This is a genomic window from Nocardia elegans NBRC 108235 (assembly GCF_001612845.1).
In the GTDB taxonomy this organism is placed as follows: domain Bacteria; phylum Actinomycetota; class Actinomycetes; order Mycobacteriales; family Mycobacteriaceae; genus Nocardia; species Nocardia nova.
Genome location: NZ_BDBF01000052.1, coordinates 36,793 through 58,831 on the forward strand (window position 1 = coordinate 36,793; position 22,039 = coordinate 58,831).

Annotated in this window: 20 protein-coding genes and 1 pseudogene; 15 read left to right on the plus strand and 6 right to left on the minus strand. The window is 67.0% G+C overall.

Annotation, left to right across the window (positions count from 1 at the left end; genetic code table 11):
- Positions 1-159 precede the first annotated feature (159 nt).
- Positions 160-507: a type I restriction-modification enzyme R subunit C-terminal domain-containing protein gene (locus NE2_RS29015; RefSeq protein WP_063031228.1), complete on the plus strand. Its 348-nt coding sequence runs from the start codon at positions 160-162 to the stop codon at positions 505-507.
- A 202-nt stretch (positions 508-709) separates the two neighbouring features.
- Positions 710-2,608 (plus strand): ArnT family glycosyltransferase, encoded by a 1,899-nt coding sequence (locus NE2_RS29020; RefSeq protein ID WP_063031230.1) that lies wholly within the window; start codon positions 710-712, stop codon positions 2,606-2,608.
- A 91-nt stretch (positions 2,609-2,699) separates the two neighbouring features.
- Here NE2_RS29020 and NE2_RS29025 read toward each other — a convergent pair whose 3' ends face one another.
- From NE2_RS29025 to NE2_RS29035, 3 genes are all read right to left on the minus strand, one after another.
- Positions 2,700-3,356, minus strand: coding sequence for a Uma2 family endonuclease (locus tag NE2_RS29025; protein WP_063031260.1), 657 nt, complete (start codon positions 3,354-3,356; stop codon positions 2,700-2,702).
- Between the two features lie 119 nt (positions 3,357-3,475).
- A complete protein-coding gene (locus NE2_RS29030) occupies positions 3,476-4,180 on the minus strand; it encodes a DUF8020 domain-containing protein (protein ID WP_063031232.1) in 705 nt (234 codons plus the stop codon).
- A gap of 130 nt (positions 4,181-4,310) precedes the next feature.
- Positions 4,311-4,940: a TetR/AcrR family transcriptional regulator gene (locus NE2_RS29035; RefSeq protein WP_063031234.1), complete on the minus strand. Its 630-nt coding sequence runs from the start codon at positions 4,938-4,940 to the stop codon at positions 4,311-4,313.
- A gap of 150 nt (positions 4,941-5,090) precedes the next feature.
- Between NE2_RS29035 and NE2_RS29040 the strand changes: the two genes are divergently transcribed.
- The 3 genes from NE2_RS29040 to NE2_RS29050 are packed head-to-tail and all read left to right on the plus strand — an operon-like array spanning position 5,091 to position 8,205.
- A complete protein-coding gene (locus tag NE2_RS29040) occupies positions 5,091-6,467 on the plus strand; it encodes a flavin-containing monooxygenase (RefSeq protein ID WP_063031262.1) in 1,377 nt (458 codons plus the stop codon).
- Positions 6,464-7,405: an alpha/beta hydrolase gene (locus NE2_RS29045; RefSeq protein ID WP_063031236.1), complete on the plus strand. Its 942-nt coding sequence runs from the start codon at positions 6,464-6,466 to the stop codon at positions 7,403-7,405. The genes NE2_RS29040 and NE2_RS29045 overlap by 4 nt, the downstream gene beginning before the upstream one ends.
- A gap of 56 nt (positions 7,406-7,461) precedes the next feature.
- On the plus strand, positions 7,462-8,205 hold the full coding sequence (locus NE2_RS29050; RefSeq protein ID WP_063031238.1) for an SDR family NAD(P)-dependent oxidoreductase: 744 nt from the start codon (positions 7,462-7,464) through the stop codon (positions 8,203-8,205).
- Here the strand turns inward: NE2_RS29050 and NE2_RS29055 are convergent.
- From NE2_RS29055 to NE2_RS29065, 3 genes are all read right to left on the minus strand, one after another.
- The gene (locus NE2_RS29055) at positions 8,202-8,621 is read right to left on the minus strand and encodes a DUF6508 domain-containing protein (protein ID WP_146165258.1); all 420 of its coding nucleotides are present in this window, start codon (positions 8,619-8,621) and stop codon (positions 8,202-8,204) included. The two genes, NE2_RS29050 and NE2_RS29055, sit on opposite strands and share 4 nt — an antisense overlap.
- Positions 8,622-8,704: 83 nt before the next feature.
- Entirely contained in the window at positions 8,705-10,210 is a 1,506-nt protein-coding gene (locus NE2_RS29060; protein WP_063031242.1) for a bifunctional phosphatase PAP2/diacylglycerol kinase family protein, read from the minus strand.
- Positions 10,211-10,260: 50 nt separating this feature from the next.
- A complete protein-coding gene (locus NE2_RS29065) occupies positions 10,261-10,968 on the minus strand; it encodes a MerR family transcriptional regulator (RefSeq protein ID WP_030517942.1) in 708 nt (235 codons plus the stop codon).
- A 282-nt stretch (positions 10,969-11,250) separates the two neighbouring features.
- Between NE2_RS29065 and NE2_RS29070 the strand changes: the two genes are divergently transcribed.
- The 10 genes and pseudogenes from NE2_RS29070 to NE2_RS36780 all read left to right on the plus strand — a co-directional run.
- Positions 11,251-11,727, plus strand: a complete 477-nt coding sequence (locus NE2_RS29070; RefSeq protein ID WP_146100964.1) for a hypothetical protein — start codon at positions 11,251-11,253, stop codon at positions 11,725-11,727.
- Between the two features lie 46 nt (positions 11,728-11,773).
- On the plus strand, positions 11,774-12,667 hold the full coding sequence (locus NE2_RS29075; protein ID WP_063031244.1) for an ROK family protein: 894 nt from the start codon (positions 11,774-11,776) through the stop codon (positions 12,665-12,667).
- A 254-nt stretch (positions 12,668-12,921) separates the two neighbouring features.
- Positions 12,922-14,070 (plus strand): GAF domain-containing protein, encoded by a 1,149-nt coding sequence (locus tag NE2_RS29080; protein WP_084494402.1) that lies wholly within the window; start codon positions 12,922-12,924, stop codon positions 14,068-14,070.
- Positions 14,071-14,189: 119 nt separating this feature from the next.
- Positions 14,190-15,149 (plus strand): conjugal transfer protein, encoded by a 960-nt coding sequence (locus NE2_RS29085; RefSeq protein WP_063031246.1) that lies wholly within the window; start codon positions 14,190-14,192, stop codon positions 15,147-15,149.
- Between the two features lie 17 nt (positions 15,150-15,166).
- Positions 15,167-15,427, plus strand: coding sequence for a hypothetical protein (locus tag NE2_RS29090; protein WP_030517937.1), 261 nt, complete (start codon positions 15,167-15,169; stop codon positions 15,425-15,427).
- Entirely contained in the window at positions 15,424-15,942 is a 519-nt protein-coding gene (locus tag NE2_RS29095; protein ID WP_106958561.1) for a hypothetical protein, read from the plus strand. The genes NE2_RS29090 and NE2_RS29095 overlap by 4 nt, the downstream gene beginning before the upstream one ends.
- Positions 15,943-18,465: an ATP-binding protein gene (locus tag NE2_RS29100; protein WP_063010447.1), complete on the plus strand. Its 2,523-nt coding sequence runs from the start codon at positions 15,943-15,945 to the stop codon at positions 18,463-18,465.
- Positions 18,462-20,927 (plus strand): hypothetical protein, encoded by a 2,466-nt coding sequence (locus NE2_RS29105; RefSeq protein ID WP_063031248.1) that lies wholly within the window; start codon positions 18,462-18,464, stop codon positions 20,925-20,927. Before NE2_RS29100 ends, NE2_RS29105 begins: the two co-directional genes overlap by 4 nt.
- Before the next feature lie 38 nt (positions 20,928-20,965).
- Positions 20,966-21,820: an NlpC/P60 family protein gene (locus NE2_RS29110; RefSeq protein WP_146165259.1), complete on the plus strand. Its 855-nt coding sequence runs from the start codon at positions 20,966-20,968 to the stop codon at positions 21,818-21,820.
- Positions 21,817-22,039: pseudogene (locus tag NE2_RS36780) on the plus strand (hypothetical protein); the annotation flags it as partial. The gene NE2_RS29110 and the pseudogene NE2_RS36780, both read left to right, overlap by 4 nt.

The following is a 22,039-nucleotide window of genomic DNA, read 5'->3' on the forward strand; positions in this document are numbered from 1 at the left end:
AGTGGCGTAGCCGCGGCGGATTTCGGCCAACTATGCGGATACGTCTAGCGTCTTCCGGGGAGCCACAACGGCTTCCGTCGATGCCAGCCGGCGGAGCCGGGGGCACCCGAAACATCGGGGATCTCGTAGTCCACGCCGAGAAACCCTGCGAGGTCGCGAATGCTCAGGCCGAGTAGTCGGGCACCTTCGCCGATCTCCGTCCACTGTTGCTCGCCGGCCGCCGGCCTGGACACCACCGCAGCCACGGCGGCGTTCGAGGAATTCCACGCCGGCCGCACCCTCACCGCCAGCCAGCTGCACTTCCTGAAGCTGCTCACCACCTATATCGCCAAGAACGGAGTGATCGAGGTCGGCGCCCTCTACGAACCGCCGTTCAACACGGTGGCGCCGACCGGTCCCGAGGACATCTTCTCCGAGAACGATGTGGATCGAATTGTGGCGGTGGTGAAGAACATTCGCACGACGGCCGTGCCGGATGCGGCGGAGTCCGCGGCGGCGAGCGGATAAGCAGCCGGTGAACTCGTCAGAGCTCGCTTCGGCTTTCTGGCGACCGCGGCGTAACCGTTGGACGCGGGCTCGCTCATCTCTGCCCCCGTTTCTCCTCACAGTCGGCGCATAGGTTCGGCAAAGAGCCGACCCACCTCCGGGCGCGATCCTCGATGCAACGGCCGCGGCAGACAGCCCGGCGACCGAGGCGGAGGAGAACCGTATGACGATCACAGAGGCGGCGCGTCGGCAGGCCGAGCCGACCGGATCGCCGCCGCAGCCGGCGCGGTGGGGCGCGTTCCTCTCGGGACCGCCCGACCAGCCGCGATGGGCGCGGCACGGGCTGCTGGTGCTGCTGGTCGCGACCGCGTTCCTGTATCTGTGGGGACTGAGCGCCTCCGGGTGGGCCAACGACTTCTATGCCGCCGCGGTGCAGGCGGGCACGCAGAGCTGGAAGGCGCTGCTGTTCGGATCGCTCGACTCCGGTAATGCCATCACCGTCGACAAGCCGCCCGCCGCGCTGTGGGTGATGGGGCTGTCCGGGCGGCTGCTCGGATTCGGTTCGTTCTCGCTGCTGCTGCCGCAGGCATTGATGGGTGTGGCGTCGGTCGGGCTGCTGTACGGGGCGGTGCGGCGCTGGAGCGGTCCGGCGGCCGGACTGATCGCGGGTGCGGCGCTCGCGTCGACTCCGGTCGCGGCGCTGATGTTCCGGTTCGACAACCCGGACGCCCTGCTGGTGCTGCTGCTGGTCGCGGCGGCGTATTGCACGGTCCGGGCCACCGAGAGGGGGAGTGGCCGCTGGCTGGCGGCGGCCGGGGTCGCGGTCGGCTTCGGCTTCCTCACCAAGATGATGCAGGCGTTCCTGGTGCTGCCGGCACTCGGCCTGGTGTTTCTCGTCGCCGCGCCGATCGCATTGCGCGCCCGGATCCTGAAACTCCTGGGAGCCGTTGTCGCGCTGGTGATTTTCGGTGGCTGGTTCGTCGCGCTGGTGAGCCTGTGGCCCGCCGATTCGCGGCCGTACATCGGCGGCTCCACGGACAACAGCCTGCTCGAACTCGCCCTGGGCTACAACGGTCTCGGCCGTATGATGGGCGGCGAAGGCAACGGCGGTGGCGGCGGTGGTCCCGGTGGGGGCGGCAACACCGGCTTCGGCGGCAGCACCGGAATCACCCGCCTGTTCGGCGACTCGATGGGTACGGAAATCTCGTGGCTGCTCCCGGCGGCGCTGATCGGGCTGGTGGCCGGCCTGTGGTTCACCCGGCGCACACCCCGCACCGGACGCATCCGCGCGAGCCTGATCCTGTGGGGCGGCTGGCTTCTGGTCACCGGCGTGGTCTTCAGCTTCATGCAGGGCACGATTCACCCCTACTACACCGTGGCCTTGGCGCCGGCGATCGCCGCGCTGGTCGGCATCGCGGTGGTGGAACTGTGGCGCGGACGTGAATTCGCCTCTGCGCGTGCGGCATCGGGTCTCATGCTGGCGGCGACCGGAGTATGGAACTTCGTCCTGCTGGACCGCACACCCGACTGGTACCCGGCGCTGCGCTGGATCGTCCTGATCGGCTCGATCGTGATCGCGGCGGTCCTCGTCGTCGGCGCGCACGCCCTCGGCGGGATGACCGTGATCGTCGCTGCCGCCGCACTGCTGTTCGGTTTCGCCGGCACGAGCGCCTACGCCCTGGAGACAGCGGCGACCCCGCACAGCGGGTCGATTCCGACCTCCGGCCCCGACAGTGGCCACGGCATGGGCGGCTTCGGCGGCGGTCCCGGCGGAGGCAACTCCGGCAACACCGCCCTGCGGGAACTGCTGAAGAGTGCGAACAACCGCTGGGCGGCGGCCACGGTCGGCTCGCAATCCGCGGGCAGCCTCGAATTGTCCACGGGAACGTCGATCATGGCGATCGGCGGCTTCACCGGCAGCGACAACTCGCCTACCCTGGCCCAATTCCAGGACTACGTGAAGAACGGCGATATCCACTACTTCTTCGCGGGCGGCGGCCGCGGTGGGCCGGGCGGCGGCTCCGGCAGCGCCGGCGAGATCACCAGCTGGGTCGAATCCCACTACACCGCAATAACAGTGGGCGGAACGACGGTCTACGACCTTACTCGACCCATCGACTGACGACCGAATCGGGGCCCTGCGATAGATGGCAGGGCCCCGATTCGCGTGCGCGAGTTCACGGGGTCGTGGCTGCTACGAAAGGCCGCGCAGCTCAACCGAATTCGAGTTCCGTCCAGGGGATATCGATCGGAAACGGATGGTCGATGCGAACCGATTCCGAGGTGGTGGGCGACCACGCGCCCGCCAGGACGTAGTTCGCCTGGTGCAGCACCGACACTCCGGGCGGCAGCGGCCCCACCTGTGGCGCGAGGACGTATGCGTGCACGTGAGCGATGGCGCTGCGTTGCGTTGCGAGGGTGACCTCCCAATACCAGGGAATCCCCGCCTTGGCATAGCGTGCCTTCTTCAGTTCCATATCCGCATCCGAATTCGATGGCGACAGCACCTCGCCCACCAAGACGACATCGGAAGAGCGGACGTGCTGGTACGGCTGTTCGAGGCAGCGGTGAACCATGAAATCCGGTGTTACGAAGTCGGACTTGCCGGACTTGCCGAAGAACACGTTGGTTTCCGTGCGCACACTCCAGCACTGTTCGGGATCGTCGGACATCTGTTTCCGAGCGCAGTGTCGAAGGCCGCTCCACAAGAGGTTGGTGAACTCCTGGTGTTCACCGGGGCCGCGACGAAGCCACACCACCCGGCCCTCCCACAGCTCGATGCGAGCTGCGATGTCTTCGGGCAACTGCTCCAGCTCTTCCCAGGTCATGTACTCGGGAAGATCCGGTCGCGCGACATCCGGGCAGGACATGATGCCCATCGTAGCGGGCCGAACCGTGTAGTTGGGAGGCTCGACGTGCGGGGTTCGGAGGGCGGTCGTCCGGCGGGCAGGGGCGCGGGCGATGGTCCGCTCACGCCCGAGCTCCGTCCTCAGTTGCTCTCGCTGTCGTGGGTGTGCTGTTCGTAGGGCTGGTTCATGGTGTGCTGGAACTTGATTGCGGAGGCGATGCCGACGGGGATGCCGAGGAGCGCGGCGCCGAGGATGGCGCCCATACCGCCCAGGACGCCCGCTCCGGCCAGGCAGCCGGCGATGAGGGTGAGTCCGGCGGCGTCGAGGACGGGCGCGCCGAACACCGCGCCCGCTACGGCGCCGACTCCGCAGCCGACGGCGAGGCCGATGAGACCACCGGTCATTGTTCCGACGCTGGTAGCCAGGCCGAATTCGTTGATGGCGGCCTGGATCGCCGCATCGAATCGCTCGGTCTGCGGATCGCCGTCGATGTTCTCCAGGTGCAGTTCCGGCGTCGCCGCGCGTGCCGCCGCCCGTGCCTCGGGTGCGGCGTGGACGGCGGTCAGGGCCTTCGGCTCGGTCGGAAAGGCCGGGACACCGGCGACCGTTGCGCCGGAGGCGTCGCGCACCTGGAATTGCCCGCCCGCCGCGACCAGTGTGGCCGTCGCGGTCTCGATCACCACGGACTGATCCGCGGTGGAGCTCGTGTACTGCACGCCCGGCATGATCTCGGTGCTCAGGACGTGATCTGCCGCCGTGGGCGCGGCGGATGCGACAGCCGAACCGGCGCCCAACGCGCTCACCACCGTGATCGCCGTGACGGTCATGCGGGTGATCTTGTTCATCTGATCTCTGTTCCGTTCTGTGTTCTGCGCAGCGCTCGATGGAGCGGCATCAGACATTAACGGAAATGATTTCCATTTTCCATTCGGCCGTGAGCCGAGTGGCGTGAAGTGGGCGCGGCGACGTTCGTAATCAGCTGGAACGGCGGCCCCGCTCGGAAGCGCCGGTGGGCGCGTGCGTCAGTGCGGGCAGGAGGTATGTGCGCAGATGATGGGACACCGCGGCGGGATCGTCGGGGTCGAAGGTGTCGCCGGGGACGGTGCCGAGGCTGATGAGGATCCGGGCCACCCACTCGGCGACCTCGGCCAGATCGTGGCGGGGGTGCACTTCTCCGCGTGCGGCGGCGCGGTCGATATAGGGCCGCCAGAACGCCGCGAGCGCGGGGACCAGGGCGGTGACGCCGGCGCCGGCGCAGGCCGCGAACTCCTCGGGTTCGGACGAGCGCAGGCGCATGAGCAGCGCGCCCGGATCGTCGTAGGCGCCGCGACCGATGCGCACGCCGATGGTGAGCTGTTCGGCGAAGGTGTCGATGCGGTCGAGTTCGGCGCGGGCGTCGTTCCACCAGGTGTCGGTGAGCCGCACGATCGCGGCGCCGATCAGCGCGGGCTTGTCCGGGAAGTGCCGGTACAGCCAGGCGCGCGAGACCCCCGCCTCCTCGGCCACCTCCATCATCGTGGTGGCGCGAATTCCCTTAGCGGCCAGCAATTTCTGTGTCGCTTCCAACAGTCGGTCGACCACCGTCGTGGTCGTCGTGTCGCTCATCCGCCGCCCCTTTCGCCGCACACCCGCACCGGTTCGCTGTCGACCGGTTTCGGGAAAACCCTAGCAATGTGTGGACAGATCTGAGAATGTGTCTACTAGTAGACACTATCGAGAATCTGTCTACACGCCCATGGCGTGAAAGGAGTGGTGATGTATCAACCGCGTACCGCGGTCATCGGCGCCGGAATCAGCGGTCTGACCGCCGGCAAGATGCTCGGCGACTACGGGGTGCCGTATGTGTGCTTCGAATCCTCGGACCGTGTCGGCGGCAACTGGGCCTTCGGCAATCCGAACGGGCACAGCAGCGCGTATCGCTCCCTGCACATCGACACCTCCAAACATCAGCTGTCGTTCCGCGACTTCCCGATGCCGGAGGAATTCCCGGACTTCCCGCACCACACCCAGATCAAGCAGTATCTCGACGATTACTGCGCCGCCTTCGACCTCTACCGTTCCATCGAATTCGGCAACGGTGTCGAACACGCGCGGCGTCTGCCGGGCGGCGGCTGGGAACTGCGCACGCAGCGAAACGAGGTGCGCCACTTCGATTTCCTGGTCGTCGCCAACGGGCACCACTGGGACCCGCGCTATCCGGAATTCCCGGGCGAGTTCACCGGCCGTACCATGCACGCCCACCACTACATCGACCCGCGCACCCCGATGGATTTCTCCGATCAGCGCATTCTGGTGGTCGGACTGGGCAACAGCGCCGCCGATATCGCGGTCGAGCTGTCGTCGAAGGCGCTGGGCAACAAGCTGACGCTGTCCACTCGCTCCGGCGCCTGGATCGTGCCGAAGTACATCGCCGGTAAGCCGGCCGACAAGTACTACCGCACCAGCCCCTACATCCCGTTCTCCTGGCAGCGCAAAATCGCGCAGTGGGGACAACCGCTGACCGCTGGCCGTCCGGAGAACTACGGCCTGCCCACACCGAATCACAAATTCTTCGAAGCGCACCCGACCCAATCGGTGGAACTGCCGCTGCGGCTGGGTTCCGGCGATGTGATCCCGAAACCGAATATCGACCGATTCGACGGCGCCACCGTGCATTTCGCCGACGGCACCGCCGACGATTTCGACATCATCATCTACGCCACCGGCTACAACATCACCTTCCCGTTCTTCGATCCGGAGTTCATCAGCGCTCCGGACAACAAGATCGATCTGTACAAGCGGATGTTCCTGCCCGGTATCGAGGATCTGGCCTTCGCCGGATTCGCCCAGTCCACCCCGACCCTGTTCCCGTTCGTCGAATGCCAGGCGCGGTTGATCGGGGCCTATGCGGTGGGCCGCTACCGGCTGCCGTCGGCGGACGAGATGCGGCGGGTGATCGTCGCCGAACAGCAGCACTACACCGGCCATATGGTGCCCAGCGCCCGGCACACCCAGCAGGTGGACTACTTCCTCTACGAACACGATATGCGGGTGCGCGAGATTCCGGCCGGCGCCGAGCGGGCGCGGCTGTCGGGGCCGCCCCCGTGGGCGCGCGTGGCGGAGACGGATCGACCGGTGGGAGTGGCACAGTGACGACGTATCGGCAGGTCGAGTTCACCTCGGCCGGAACCACCTGTGACGCATGGTTTTTCGAGGGCGCGCCGGACGGGCAGTTCGACGGTCCCGGCGGCCGCCCGGTCGTGGTGATGGCGCACGGATTCGGCGGGACGAAGGATTCCGGACTGGAACCGTTCGCACAGCGCCTCGCCGCGGCCGGACTGGCCGTATTCGCCTTCGACTACCGGGGTTTCGGCGCCTCCGCCGGTGAACCCCGGCAGCGGGTCTCGATGGCCGCACAGGCCGAGGACTACCGCGCCGCACTGTCCGCGGCCGCACGGCAGCCCGGCGCGGATCCGAATCGACTGGTGGCATGGGGGATCTCACTGTCCGGCGGCCACGCCCTCACCGTCGCCGCGGACCGGACCGACATCTGCGCGGTCGTCGCGCTCGTGCCGCTGGTGAACGGATTGGCCGCGGGCCGAGTCGCTTTCGCGCAGGTCGGCGCCGCGGCGATCGCGAAATCCACGGTGTCGAGTGTGCGCAGCGCCCTGGCCGGGCGATTCGGCGGCAATCGGGTGATGATGCCGCTGGTCGGCAGGCCCGGCGAACATGCCGCCCTGACCGCCGACGGCTACTACGAGAGCTATACCGCACTCGCGGGCCCCACCTGGCGCAACGAGGTGGACGCGGCGATCGGTCTGGAACTGGGCAGCTATCGCGCCGACCGGCGGGCCGCGCGCATCACCGCGCCGGTGCTGATGCAGATCGCCGACTTCGACCGCGCCGCGCCCGCCCACGCCGCGGCCAAGGCCGCATTCGCCGCACGTGCCGAGGTTCGCCACTACCCGTGCGACCACTTCGACATCTTCGCCGGCAACGACTGGTTCGAGCCCGCCGTCGACCATCAGGTGCACTTCCTGACCCGCCATCTCGCCGCCGACCGCGCGATCGCCGACGGGGCACAGCGATGAGCGCGACCGGCGAAGCGGCGAACGCCCCCGAGGCAGCGCCTACAACGCGGGGCGCGATGGTGATCGGCGGTGGCTCGGGCATCGGCCGCGCCACCGGACATGCACTGGCGCGCGACGGTTTTCGCGTCGTGGTCGCCGATGTGAATCTCGAGGCGGCGCGGACGGTGGCGGCGGAGATCGGCGATCCGGCGAGCGCGGTGGTGCTCGACGTCACCGACGAGGCGTCGGTGGCAGCCGGTTTCGAAGCGAGCGGCGACCTCCACGCGGTGGTGAACTGCGCGGGGCTGTCGCTACCCGGTCCGATCACCGAACTCGAACTGACACACTGGAAAACGACGGTCGACGTCTGCCTCACCGGTTCGTTCCTGGCGATCAAATACGCGGGCCGCCACCTGGCCGACGGCGGATCCATCACCTGCATCGCCTCCCTCAACGGCCGCCAGCCCGGCACCGGCATGGCCGGCTACTGTTCGGCAAAGGCGGGTGTGCTGATGCTGGTGGAGGTCGCGGCGCTGGAGTTGGCCGAGCGCGGCATCCGCGTGAACGCGATCAGTCCGGGCCTGGTCGACACTCCGCTGGTCGCCGGTATCGCCTTCGTTCCGGGGCTGACCGAGGAGTACCTCGAGAACACCCCGCTCGGACGCAGCGGCCGTCCCGAGGAAATCGCCGAGATGGCGGCCTTCCTGGCCTCCGACCGGGCGGCGTGGATGACGGGTGCGGCCATCGATCTCAACGGCGGCGCACATCTGAAGCGCTATCCCGACGTCCTCGCCCGAGTACGGGCGCTGGCCGAGGGTTAACGCGCCGCGTGCGGGTAGGTGTGCTGATGCAGGCGGTGCAGGAGCGCCTGCATCAGCCCCGACTCGAAGGCCGACGCCAGTGTCCCCTCGGTGAAGCGATCCGCGCGCACCAGCAGGGTCAGGTATTGCAGGCACTGCTGTGCGGTGCAGGTCGCCAGCGCCGCGCGGTCCCGACGCTGGATCGCGTGCTGCCCCTCTTCCCAAGCGCCCCAATTGAAGTGGGTCAGCAGCAGATGCCGATCGACCAGGAAGCGCACCACCTCGTCGACGAGCGGCGCCTTTCGCGACCAGGCCGCGCCGGAGGCCGCTTTGTCGACCCGGCACACCAGATCGGTGAGCACGCCGCGATCGTGGGCGGTCAGCCGCGCCAAAGCGGCCTCGGCCGATTCGACCGTCATGGGGTTGGCCTGCGTCACGATCCGACACCTCCGTCATGTGAAAACTAGGGATTTCATACCATGAGGTGTGTAGTTCTTCTCGGCGCAGTCTCCGATGCCGGCTAGCGGCGGGGCTCCGCATCACCGTCGGCAACCAGGAACACCGGCAGTGTCGAAGGATCGCCGATGAACTCGAATTCCGCACCGCGCGTGTCGACTTCGCCGTCGGTGGCCAGTGAGATCGGCGGCCCGTCCACGCGTACCCGCAACTTGTCCGCATGCCGGTGGACGTAGGTGGGCGAATCGCCGAGGGTGCCGGTGAGCGACGCCCAGATCAGCCGCAACCGGGAGAACCGCCGGTCCGCGCGCAGATACCGGATGTCCAGACCGGCGCCGTGCAGATCTGTTCGGGCAGTGGGCACCTGATCGCCGGGGCGGTAGGTTCCGTTGCCCACGAACAACATCCACACCGAGGCCGGAACGCCGTCGATGGTGGTGCGCAGCGGCTGGGCGCGCACGAGCACGCACACCATCGCCACCGCCGCGGCCGGCCACTTGCCGATGCGATGTTCCCAGCGTTCACGCAACCGGACGAAATCGGGATAACCGCCCAGGCTCGCGGTGTTCACCAGGGTGCGTTCGCTGCCGTCGTCCAGGCGCACCCGCGCGGTGTCGGCCAACGCCAGCTGTCCGGAGGAGAGTGCGGTAAGTGTGGCCGCGATATCCTCGACACCTATATCCCGGGCGAAGTGGTTCAGGGTACCGCCCGGGAAGACGGCCAGCGGAAGTCCGTGCCGCACCGCCGCTTCCGCGACCGCCGAAACCGTGCCGTCCCCGCCCAGGACGCCGAGCGCGCGGATCGATCCGGATCTCACCTGAGCGTCGATCTCGGCGTCCAGGTCGATGTCGTCGCCGAGTTCGAGCAGCGTCGCGGCCGGAAGCTTGCGGATCAGATCGGCCAGCAGTCCGCCGCCGTCGCCGCTACCGGAGTTCGGATTGGCGACCAACAGCAGGCCGTCGCCGCCGATCAGGGGTTCGATCCGCTGTGCCGGGCCGACCGTCGCGGGTTCGTCGCGACGCACCGCCCACCACCGCCTGGTCCCGACCGCGATGGCGCCGCCGAGTGCCGCGCCGGCGAGCACGTCGGTCGGCCAGTGCACGCCCACGTGAACCCGCGAGTACGCGACCGCGGCTGCCACGGGCGCCACCGCGACAGCCAGTACTGGTGATTCCAGCGCCACGCCGGTGACGAAGGCCGCCGCCGAGGCGGCGTGGCCGGAGGGAAACGACGACGAGATCGGCGGCGAGATCAGGCGCCGCATCTGCGGCACCGCCTCGGCGGGGGGCCGGCGCCGCGGGAACAGCGGTTTGCCGACACCGTTGGCCAGCCCGCTCGCGATACCGACGGCGACGAGTCCGCGCGCCGCGGCACGGCGCTGAGCCCTGGTCCCGACGGCGATCGCACCGACACCGGCCGCGATCCACAGCCGATTGGCGTTGGCGGCGTGGCTCAGCGAACGCAGCACGGTGTCGGCGGTACTCGGCCGCAACCGTGCGCTCCGGTCGACCAGTCGCCGATCCAGAGTATTGATTCCGCGAACCCGCCGCGGGACGAGAGGCCTGCGCATTCACCCGAGCGTACCCGGCACGGCGCGCCGGGCACATCGAACAACCGGACTTATCGGGCAGCCTCGTTGGGGGCGGGTAGTTCGGCATGCCGGGCGAAAGCCTGGTCGATGAGCTCGGAGGCGGCCCGGGTGACGATCAGGCGGGCGATGGCCACCTCGGTTTCCAGCCGTGCGCGGTCCTTGCTGTCGCGCTGCGAGCGCTCGTAGGCCTGCCCGGCCAGGCAGTAGAACAATTCGGTGGCGTAGCGATCGGCGATCTGATTGCAGTCCGCGCGCAGCCGCTCCACGAGCTGGAAGGCGGTGGCGTCCGGCACCCCGCTGTCGATGAGGCGCGCGGCGAGATCGCCGCAGCGCGGATTGGCGACCCGGTAGGCCTCCAGCGGGTCGGAACTGCCGGCCAGCGCCTGTTTGACGTAGTCAGGCAGGTCGGCGAGCGGATCGTCGCCGACCGGTTTCTCCTGCGCCGCAACGGGTTCGCGCTCGCCCGGACTGTCACTGACCCCGAGGACGTCGGCGAGCCCGTCGCCACGATCCCATGCCTCGAGCAGTTCGCGGATCCCGTTGAGCTTCATACCTCGGCTGAGCAGCCGGCTGATCGTGTGCAGCCGCTCCAGATGATCGGATCCGTAGTAGCCGATGCGCCCCCGGACTTCCGGTGACGGCAACAGCCCTCGTTCGTGGTACACGCGGACACTGCGCACGGTGGTGTCTGCTGCCCGCGCCAGCTCGTCGATCGTGTACTCCGAGTGCACAGCCATACCTCTTAGGAAATCACAACTTACCCCGTAGAAAAACGGACCGTACAAAAACGTCCCGTTAAGTGACGATACATCCGTGCAACGACTTGGTCAATGTGCCGTTAAATAGCGGCGAAAGTGGTTGCTGACAGCCAAATCGTGGGTTAACGTGCCGAGTACAGCAGTTCGCTGCTGGTTGCCGGGGACTGTTGAGCAGCCCCGATGCCCGCCCGACCCATGGGCCACGTCTGCGAACCACACGGTGATTGCACACGTGTGTCCTCGGCATCCCCGGAGACGGAAATGAGCACAATTCACTCGCGTCGGCTACCCCTCGGATCCCCTGTGGCGCCGCCGCTTTCGACTGTTCCCACGCCCGCCGTCGCGACCGTCGCCGTCGCGGCCGCGCACCGCCCGCCGTGCGCCGACGGACCCGACGACTGGGACCTCGACGTCGGCACCCCCGACTCCTGGCGTGCCGCGGTCCGGATCTGCGCGAGCTGCCCGCTGCTGACCGAATGTTCCCAGCTCGCAGAGGCTTTGATCGCGCGTGGCGACGGTCCCCGGGCCATGATCTGGGCCGGAGTCGCCTACGACAGCGCCGGCAAGATCGTGGAAAACCTGGATCGGCATCGGACGGCCCCGCTGGATCACAAACGGCCGCTGCGGATCATCCGGACCGGTGCCCGGCCGGTCTGTGTGGAACCCGCGCCCGCGACGCCGCGTCGTCGTATCGTGCTGGGGCGCCGGTTGCGACCGGCAGCGACCGGTGGCTGCTGAGAGCCGTCACCATCGAGGCGAAAACTACTGTGACGGTGGGTAATTCATGACTGTGCTGGCGTTGGAAATCGGCCCGGCGGGCTTCGCGGCGACTCGCGTGGCAGACGATGTCGGTACGGACGATATTCGCCGGGCTCCGATCCCCGCCGCCGGCGCCTGGGAAGCCTGCCGGACACTGCTGCACGAGACCGCCGGCGGCGAAGATGTGGTGGCGATCGGGATCGGATCGTCAGGGCCGATCGACATGACCGCCGGCGTCGTCGCGCCGACCGCGGTCAAGGAGTGGCAGACCGGTTTCGAGCTGGTCGATTCCGTGAAGAAGGCGTTCCCGGGCGCCAGTGTGCAACTGGGGCTGGACGGTGTGTGCCTCGCGCTGGCCGAACAGAATTTCGGCGCCACCGGCCAGGTGATGGACGCGGTGTCGATCGCCGTATCGGATCGGATCAGTGCCGGGGTGATGGTCGGCGGCCTGGTGGTCGTGGGTCGTACCGGCAATGCCGGTCATCTGGGCCATCTGCTCGTTCCCGGTTACGACGAACCGTGTGAATGCGGTGGTCGAGGCTGTCTCGAAGCCGTCGCGGGTGGCCTCTCCGCGGTGCGTTGGGCTCGGGGCCGGGGCTGGCCGGGAGCCACGGTGGCGGAACTGGTTTCGGCGGCGCAGTCCGGCGACGAGGTTGCGGTCGCGGCGTTCGAACGGGTGGGTACCGCGTTGGGGCGGGCCATCGCTTCGATCGCGCCGCTGCTCGATGTCGGTCTCGTCGTCGTGGGCGGTTCGATGGCCACAGCCGGCCCAGCGCTGTGGAAGCCGCTGAACACGGCAGTGGCCACCCATGCCCGGGCCGGCTTCCTGGCCGCACTGCGAGTGGTCCCTTCGGAATTGGAGGATCTCGGCGTCCTGGCCGGGGCGGGGGTTCTCGCCCTGATCGCGGCCCAGGACTAGCGGCACCGTCGTCGATCACGGCCGAAGGCGCGCAGGATGCGGGCGTCGGCCGTGATTTCGCATGTTCAACGTCTGTTTACGAAATGGGCGTTCGTTCAGCATGGTTCACTTGCAGTGGTCGGTCTGCTGACCAGTGCAGTTGTTCTTCTCCTATTGATCGCACCGCTGGATAACGGTACATTGTCTAGGTCACGATGATCGTCTGAACCTGTCGGTCATGAGTGCGGAGGAACGGCTGGTGCAGGGCAAGTGCGATGAGTGACGCGGTGATCGGATGGACGACGATCGAAACATTGACGCCGGAGACGATGTCGGTCGCCTCGGTCGGGGAAACGCCCCGCGAGTTCGCGGCGTGGCAGCGTGTGCTGCAACGGCAGCTGGCGAAGATGCCCGCGATCTACGACGGCCTGACGACCGCGCGGATCGCCGAGGCCATGATCTCGGCCCGCGATCACGCGCAGGAGGTCGATCTGCGGATCGCGACCCGCTCGGGTCCGCATCGGCTGCTGATCAAACCCGTCTTCGGCCCTGCCGGTGACGTCCATGCCATCCGGCTGTGGCTCGGTCCGGCGACCGCGGAGGTGCCGGCGCTGCGTCCGGCGGTCGGAGCGATCTGGGATCTGTCGACACAGACTATCCAGCTGCCGGGCGGTATCGCGCGATTGTCGGGAATGTCCGCCGAGGAGTACGTGCCGCGGATATCGATCGCCGAACTGTTCCACCGGATGTCGGGATTCGACCGGCACACCGAGGTGCTCGATCTGCTGTACGAGCCGACGGCCGGCGCCAAGATGCAGTTCGACGTGACCGTCCGCGTCGACGGTGAACGTCCCGGCCGCTGGCGCATCACGATGCGCGCACGGGACGACGAACGATCCAGGGGCGCATGGCTGTTGATCGAGGAGATCGGCGCCGAGCGGGCGTCGATGTCGTGGTCGACGCTGGAGCAGGTCGGTCTGCGGGAAGCGCATCGCCGCGCCGGCACCCATCTGGCTGTGGTGCAACTCGAATACACGAGCATTTCGCACTGGCTGACCGATCCGGCGCCCTGGATCAGGTGGGACTATCTGTTCCGGCCGATCGACGTCTTCCATCCCGACGATCGCCATCGCCTGCTCGCCCTCGACGAGCGGTTGCGCGCGGGTGACACCGCCGGGGTGACCGTCCGGGCTTTGAATTACGGTGGCGGCTACACCCCGACCTCCCTGCTGCTGTACCCCTATCCGGGATATTCGGCGCGGCAATTGGCGATCGCCCAGATGGTCCGCGTCGCCGACGATCTCCCGGTGATGGAGCCGCAACGACAGTCCTCGGGGCTTCCGCATCTGCACACCCCCATCGGCTACGACGACCAGCTGCGGCATCGTCTGGCCGGCCGGATGAAGCGCAGCCCCGTGAACTGAGCGCCTTCCCACGGCAGGGAACAGTCCGAAAGGTGAATGCCGTTGCCCTCTCTACCATTCCGAGAGTGCGGGCAATTGCTGGTAGATCGGCGGATTCGGGCGAAGCACTGCTTCGCCGGATGGCCGCGCGACGCCGCCGCGACAACATCCTCGTCGCGGTACTGGCCGTACTAGCCGTCCTCGGCGGTGGACATGCCGTCCTGTCCTGGTTCTCGCAGCCGCCGCAGGGTCCGTCCGACGCGAACACGACGACCCTCATCGGCCATGCGCAACTGGCGGCATCGTTCGCCGAGGACTTCGTGGTGAGCTACCTCGGTGCGAGCGCGGGGCAGCAGGATCGGATCGCCGACTATGTCGATCCGGGCCAGCAGATGCGCTTGCCGGCCACCGCGCACCCGGTGAGCGATCCGATGGTCGTCCACGTCAGCCGCACCGAATCGACCGCGAGCGTGGAGATCTGGGCGGTCACGATATCGGTGCACCCCGGGCGGACCGGCAGCGTGACCGACGCTCGTCAGTACTACCAGGTCGCGGTATCGGTGACACCGGACGGCCGCAGGCGCGCGCTGTCGCTGCCGGCCGCGGTGGAGCCGCCGGGGCGTGGCCCGGATATCACCCTCGCCTACGGCACGCCCTGCCCCTCGGATACGCCGCTGGCCGATGTCGCCACAGGCTTTCTGACTGCCTATCTGACCGGATCGGGAGATGTCGCCCGCTATACGGCCGTCGGCGCCGGGATCACGGCATTGCGCCCGGCTCCGTTCACCGGCCTCGAGAGCGTCTCGGTCACGGCGGACGAATCCAGTTGCGGCAGTAGCGGAAACAGCGCGAAAGTGCTCGCCACGGTGGCGCCGAAGGGAAGTGGTGGCGCCTCGGTCTCGCTGTCGTATCCGCTCACCATGGTGCGCCCCTCCGGACAGTGGCAGATACAAGCCATCGATCGTGTTCCGGCGCTGACGAATCCGCTCACGGTCGTGAACGGCACCGGTCCCGGCGGCGCGGGCACACCGGCGCCGAGCAGTAGCCAACCCGCCGCACCGACGACGACCGTGCAGATCCCGCCGGCGACGCAGAACTGATCCGAGAAGGGACGCTCATGCACAATCTCAACGCGCTGCTGTATTACATCCTGCTGGTGGTCCGCGCGCTCGGCATCATCGTCATCACGATCCTCGCCATGGGCATCCTCATCTCCGAGGCGGCCAAGTCGAAGTTGTCGCCGACGAAGGTGCTCGGCGTCGTCGGCTCGGCGATCCTCGCGGCGGTGCTGTTCTGGATGCTGCCGACACTGGTCAACTACGCACGATCCGATGCCACCAGCGTCGTGCCCGATCAACCGGTCGGGCGATACCGATGACTCAGCTGATCAAGGTGTACACGCCGATCAAACGGGTGCCCACCATGATCGGCAAAGCACAGAACGGGCAGAAACTGCCATTCGGGCCGTACACACTTCCACAGGTGGCCGGCGGTATCGCGGTCATTCTGGTGACCTCGGTCCTCGCCATGATCTTGCCGGTGAATCCGGCGATCACTTTCGTGGTGGGGCTGATCCTGACGATCGTGGCGGTGTTCGGTCTGGGATTGCTGCCCTATACCGGGGTACGGATGATCTCGCGGGCCATGTGGTTCGGCCGTTTGGTCTTCGTCCGTAAACCTGTGTCGGCCTCGGGTTTTCCGGTCACCGCCGAATCCGCCCGGCACACCCTGTTCATCGAGGAATCCGTGGTCATCATCTTCCCGGACGGGCCGGCGCCCGAGGCCGCGTCGGTCGGCCGGCCGGGATCGGGAAATGTCGCCGAGTTGCTTGCTACCCAGTCCACTTCGCTTCGTGCCGAGGGTAGCCGCGCAGTGGCAGGAGGAGTGCACTGAATGGCGTTCGAGCGAGATATCCAGCCCACCGCGGCCATTCGGGGCAACCTGCAATTCACGCACGCCGGATTGGTCACCGCGACGTATTTCATCAATCCGCTCGGCTACGGATTGCGCAAGGCCGGTGACAAGTTCGACGTGAAGGCGGCCCACCACGCGCTGATCAACAACCTGCCCAACGGCTCGCTCCTGCTGGGAATTCAGGCGCGGCTCAACACCATCGACGTGCTGGGCAAGATGGTCGAGGGCGTCGATCTCGACGAATGCGAGGATTACGCGCTCGAGGTGGTCGCCGCCTACGAACGGGTGCGTGCCATCGTGCCGCAGACCCGGATCTTCCTGCTGTCCATACCCGTCGGATCCAGCGGCCCGGCACTGTCGGGACTGTCGCGGATCTGGCGGGGCAGCACCACCACGATCGATGCGACCGCGCTGTCACGCGCCGATCTGGAGGCCTACGACGACACCGCGAACGAGATCCTCTCGCGCATCGGTGGCGATTTCGAACCGGTGCCGGTGCCGGCGGCGTTGTTCCAGTGGCTGTGGGAGCACTATCTGTCCCGGGGCGCGGTCGGCGATCCGGTCGCCCCGACCCGCGCGGGCGTTCTCGACGATGCCACCGCCGCCGTCTTCCGGTCCGCGGCCCTGGACGAAGGCGCCCAGGCCGACAGCAACCGGCGCCTGCGTCCTTCGTTCGTGCCGGTGATCAAGGTGGTTCAGCCCGACTTCGAGTTCCGGCCGTCCTATCAGGCGATCCTGACGCCCCATTCTTTCCCGTACTCCGGGATGAATTTTCCCGGCGGCAGCGAATTCCTCAGCGTCCTCGACGGTATGGAGAACGTCACCATCGACTGGGCGATGCGAATTTCGACGCGCCCCGCGGACGCGGTGCTGAAGAACAACGAGCAGAATCTGCGCCGCCTCGGTGAGCAGATGGATCAGCGCGATCAGGAGGTGTCGTTCGCGCAGAACACCTTGATGTCGAAGGTGCAGATGCTCGGTGAATACAACAATCACTTCGAGGTCAACGGTGGCGAATCGGAGGTGTCGTTCACGACCGTGATCGCGGTCGGCAGCTCCTCGCACGACACCACCATGGATGCGGTCAATACCCTCAAACGCCGATACAAACGCTTCCAGGTGGAGATGACGGCACCCGTCGGCGCTCAGGTCGACCTGTGGTCCATGATGATTCCGGGCAGTCCGCCCCGGCGCGCCTACGACGACTTCGCCCATATCGTGCCGTCGGATATGTGGTCGGGTTTCGTTCCCTTCACGACCAGTCAGATCGGTGACGACAGCGGTCCGGTGATCGGCGTCAATTTGCTCTCCGGCCAATTCGAGCCGATTCACTTCGGCATCATGGAAGCGGCGCTGCACGACCTGTCGGCCTCGTTCGCGGTGACCGGCGAATTGGGTTCGGGTAAATCGTATTTCCTGAAACTGATGGCGGTGCTGGTCCACGATATGGGCGGGCAGTTCCTCGCCATCGACCGCAGTCAGGTCGGGGAGTGGGAACATTTCGCCTCCTCGATCGACAACGCGGTCGTCATCGACCTCAGCAATCCGACCGTGTCGCTGGATCCGTTGCGATTGTTCGATCCGCGTGTCGCCGGCGAACGCGCACTGGACTCGATCCTGCCGCTGCTGGACCTGTCGCCCACCAGCGGTGCCGGTGCGCTCATCGGCAGCATGCTCACTCCGAAAGGTATTGCCGAGCACGGTATTCGGAGCCTGCTCGATCTCTATCGCGTGGTGTGCCGGTTGCGGGACGAGCACGGCAGTGCCGAGGAGTACGCCGATCTCGCCGCCCGGCTGGGAGCCATCGTGGAGCGGGTGCCGGTCCTGTTCGATCCCGGCCTGCGACCGCTGCGACTCGACGCCGCGGCCACGGTCATCCGCAGCCACAACCTGGCGCTGCCGACGGCGGAAGAACTCGTCACCCCCCACCTGTACAACCGGTTGCCGCTCACCAAGCGTCTGGGCACCGCGCTGTACGAACTGGTGGGCGTCACCGCGCGAGAAGCGTTCCTCTCCGACAACGGCCGGTTCGGGCTGCTCGTCGGCGACGAGGCGCACCACTTCACCCAGACCCAGGTGGGATCGGCGGTAACCAGCGACTTCAGTCGCGACGGCCGAAAGCATCTGGCCGCGATCGGTTTGGCCTCACACGATCCGGCCACCGACTTCCAGGGCGCTGCACACAATCTGATCCCGAACCGGTTCGTCTTCCGGCAGCGCGACGAGACGCTGGCCCGCAACAGCCTGGAATGGCTGGGCGTGGACCTCGACGAGGCGCCCTTCCTGCTGCAGATTCTGCGCGAGGAGACGTCTCCGCCGATCGGCCCCGGACGGCAGGTGCCCGAGGAGCGTCGCGGCGAGATGTTCATGCGAGATGCGTTGAACCGCATCGGTCGCGGCAAGGTGCTCGGGCCGGCTCGCCCCGATCGCGCCGAGGCCATCAGCAGTACACCGAATGCCGCACCCAAGCGCGCGATATTGGAGAGACAGGCGGTGCCATGATCGGCGATACGGGCACCGTGCACGGCCGGTTCGGTCCGGACTGGGAATTCGAATTCTTCGACCCGGCTCGGTGGCAGCCGCGCGCGGTGGCCCGCCGATGCTGGAATTGGATGTCGGCCACCCGGCGGCGGCGTTGGAGTGTCTCGGCGCTGGCGGCGTTCGTCGTGATGGTCGTGCTGCCGGTGGTGCTCGGTGCGGTGGCCACGGCACAAACGGGGGAGGGGGATGCGGAGGGGTCCTCGGTCAACAGTGGACTGAGCTGGATGCATGTGCGTGACTCGTCCGGCGCGGAGTTGGCGAGTTACCTTTTCGCGACCAACCACGGCGGTCTGCTGCATCCGGGAAACACTGCCATATCCCTCGTGATCAGCCTCGAGTTCGCCGGCTGGATCGTCATCGTCACAACGGCGATCTGGCTCATCGGCTACGCCCTCAGTTTCGAGTGGCTCAACCTCTTCAGCCGGGCCCTCAACGGGGTTGCCCACAGTCTGAGCGGTCAGATCGCCACACCCATGATGCTGGCGGTCGCCGTCACGATCGGAGCGTTCTTCGTCGCTTGGTTCACCGTCCGGGGCTTCCACGCCAAGGCCACCATGCAGGTGGTGTCCATGCTGCTGATCGCCGTCATGGGTCCGATCTATCTGGCCGAGCCGCTCGCGGACGTACTGTCCTCCGACGGCTTGCTGGCCCAAGGACGGGATATCGGCATCTCGGTGGCCGCAGGTCTCAACGGCAACAGTCGCCCCGATGCCGCGGCCATGGTTCCGCACATGCAATCGGATCTGGCCGACAACTTCGCGCGACGGCCGCTGCAGGTCTGGAATTTCGGACGCGTCGTGGATACCAACCCGGCGTGCAAGTCGGTGTGGACCTCGGCCGTCATGTCCGGCAGCGACAAGAGGATGAAAGACGGTCTCGAGAACTGTGACAGCGCGGCTTTCAAAGCCACCCGGGAGCCGACCGTGGGGCAGATCGGAGCGGGCCTGATCCTCCTGCTCGCGGGCACCGTGCTGCTGCTGTTCGCCGTCTACCTGGCGCTGAAGATCATCAAAGCCGCGTTGGACACCATCTACCACGGCCTCATGTCGATATTCGGTTTCGCCGCAGGCGGATTCGTTTACGGTCCGACTCAGACCTTCCTGGTCCGCAATATCGTCGACGGTTTCATCGCGGGCGCACGCATGGCGTGCTACACGATTTTTCTCGGGGTCTACGTTCTCTTTCTGGGCAACCTGTTCAAGGAGGCGCAGAACGATGTGATGGCGATTTTCGTCGTCGGCGCCATCGTGGAAATTATCGCCATCTTCCAGCTCCAGCGGCTGAGCAATGGGCTCAGTAGCGGAAACGAATGGGTAGCCAATCGCTTCGCGCTCGCGATGCAGGGAGTGTCCCGTGGCGGGGGTGGCGGCGGCTCCGGTACGGCATTGGGTATGGGACAGGCCGGAGCCAAGCACAAGCTGGGTGGCGCGGCGATGCTGGCAACCTTGGCCGGTTTCAGCACCGTGAGCAATTCGCCGCTCACCGAATGGATGTGGGGACGCACGCGTAGCCCGTTGCGCCCGTTCTCGCGCACCGAGCGTCAGGCGCAACTCGCGCAGTGGGGGGTGTGGGGCCGGGAGAACTTCGGTGGTGCCGACGGTTTGTATACGCAGTCGTACATGAACCGGCACCAGTACTCGTTCGCGGCGCGGCAAGCGGCCGAGGCCGCGGGCGGTATCGACACCGTCATGGGTGCGTCAGCCGCCATCCAGGGCATATTCGATTACGGCGGTGGTCTCGACCACGCTTGGGGCGCGATGCTCGGCGCCGGATTCACCGATGAGCAGATCATGTCGAACGCCATTCGTTCCTGGGGCATCGTGGCGCAGAATGCCGAGGACGAGACGCTTACCGACAAACACCTCGGTCATGTGGTCTCGGCGATCTCGCGCGCCCAGCATTCCGCCAATCGTGTGCTACGGGGGGAAGGTTCGGTCGAAGAGGCGGCAGCGGACCTGGCGACCCTACAGGCGGCGACCTTCCGCTTCCGGCGCGCCAATCCGGGCGGTGTCACGTTGGACGGTGGTGCGGCTTACGGCCAGGAGCGAGCATTCGTAGAGCGATACATGGCGGCTCCCAGTCAGGAACAGATCGAACAACTGCAGCTGGTTGCCGGCGGCGGCACATCTACACTGCCGGCCCTCGCCGGAATCAGCGAAACCAGTGCCGACCGTATGCTCATGTGGATCGGTAACGAGCACGCGCGTGTCGTATCCACAGCGGTCGACCGATTGGTGGGCGACCCGGGGGATCCGCACAATATTCGAGAGGTTCGCCGAGTCATTTCCCATGCGGCGGATACGGATCTCTGGGCTTCTCGAGTCCACCGGACGCCGTGGAATGCTCCGCAACCGCCCGGTACGAACCCACCCAATCCGAATTGGCGGCGCCAAATGGGCCGCGTCGGCCGGCAGATGCGCTGAGCAGCGGATAAACCGAGAGGCTTGTGAGGAGGCTGTCGATGAACAATCGGCCGGACGGGCTGCGGACAGCATTGGCATTCGTACCGTGGTGGGCTTGGGGCCTCGTGGTCGTCGTCGCGCTGTGCGGTGTAGTACTCATGGGAGCGGTGTTTCCTACTGCGGCACAGTCGGGTTCGTCGGCGTCGGACCTGCAGTGCCAATGCGCGAGCGCGATCGGGGACGACCCGAGCGAGACGCCCACGGCCACCACCACCACCGGCTCGAAGTGCGGAGGCGGCGGCACGGTCGCGGCATCGGATATCCCGTCGACCAATCCCTACGCGAGCGTAACCGCCGACCCGAGCGACACCGACGTCTCCGATTGGATCCGGTCGTGTCTGAGTGGACCGATGCAGTCGGCGCCCTATCAAATGCCGGAGTTGGCCTACGGCAATACCGGCTTCGCCGGCCGTTGCGCGGGTGCGCTCGCCGCGGGGTACCGCTCCGAGGCGGCCGGTATGGCCGAATTGGTGCGAGGAGTGATCTACCAGGCGTCGGTGGCCGCGACCACACAGCGATGTGAGAAGACGTCGCTCGACGGAATACCCGCGCCCACCGGGAACGGTTGCCAGACCTCGACGGACGCCATTCGCGGCAGCAATTCGGGTGCGGTGATCCTTCCGACGACCCTCGCGGGTCAGGCGATCTGCGGTCAGCGCGTGCAGCTTTCCGCCGCATCGGCGGGCGATGTCGTGTTCTGGGACTACGGTTCGCGCGGGCCGGCTCGTGCCGGTGTGGCACTGGGCGACGGGACCATGATCACCGCCGACGCGACGACGGGAAGCCTTGTACAGCAGACGATTCCGACGAGCCGGGGCGTACAGGTCAAACGGGTATTGGGGGCCGGGGCATGACATCACCCGCCGAGGTGCAGCCCGGAGTCACCGGCGAGCCGACCGAGGAGCAGCCGTCCGACGGGACGACGCCGTGGACGCTGCGCCCCATGGAACAACGGTCGAAGCCCGACAAGGCCGTGACGCCGTCGCTCCCGGGAGTGCCGTCGGGGGCGAATACTCCAGTGGCGCCGTCGTCGTCTGTTCCGGTGGTTTCTCCGCCTGCACCACCGGGTCCGG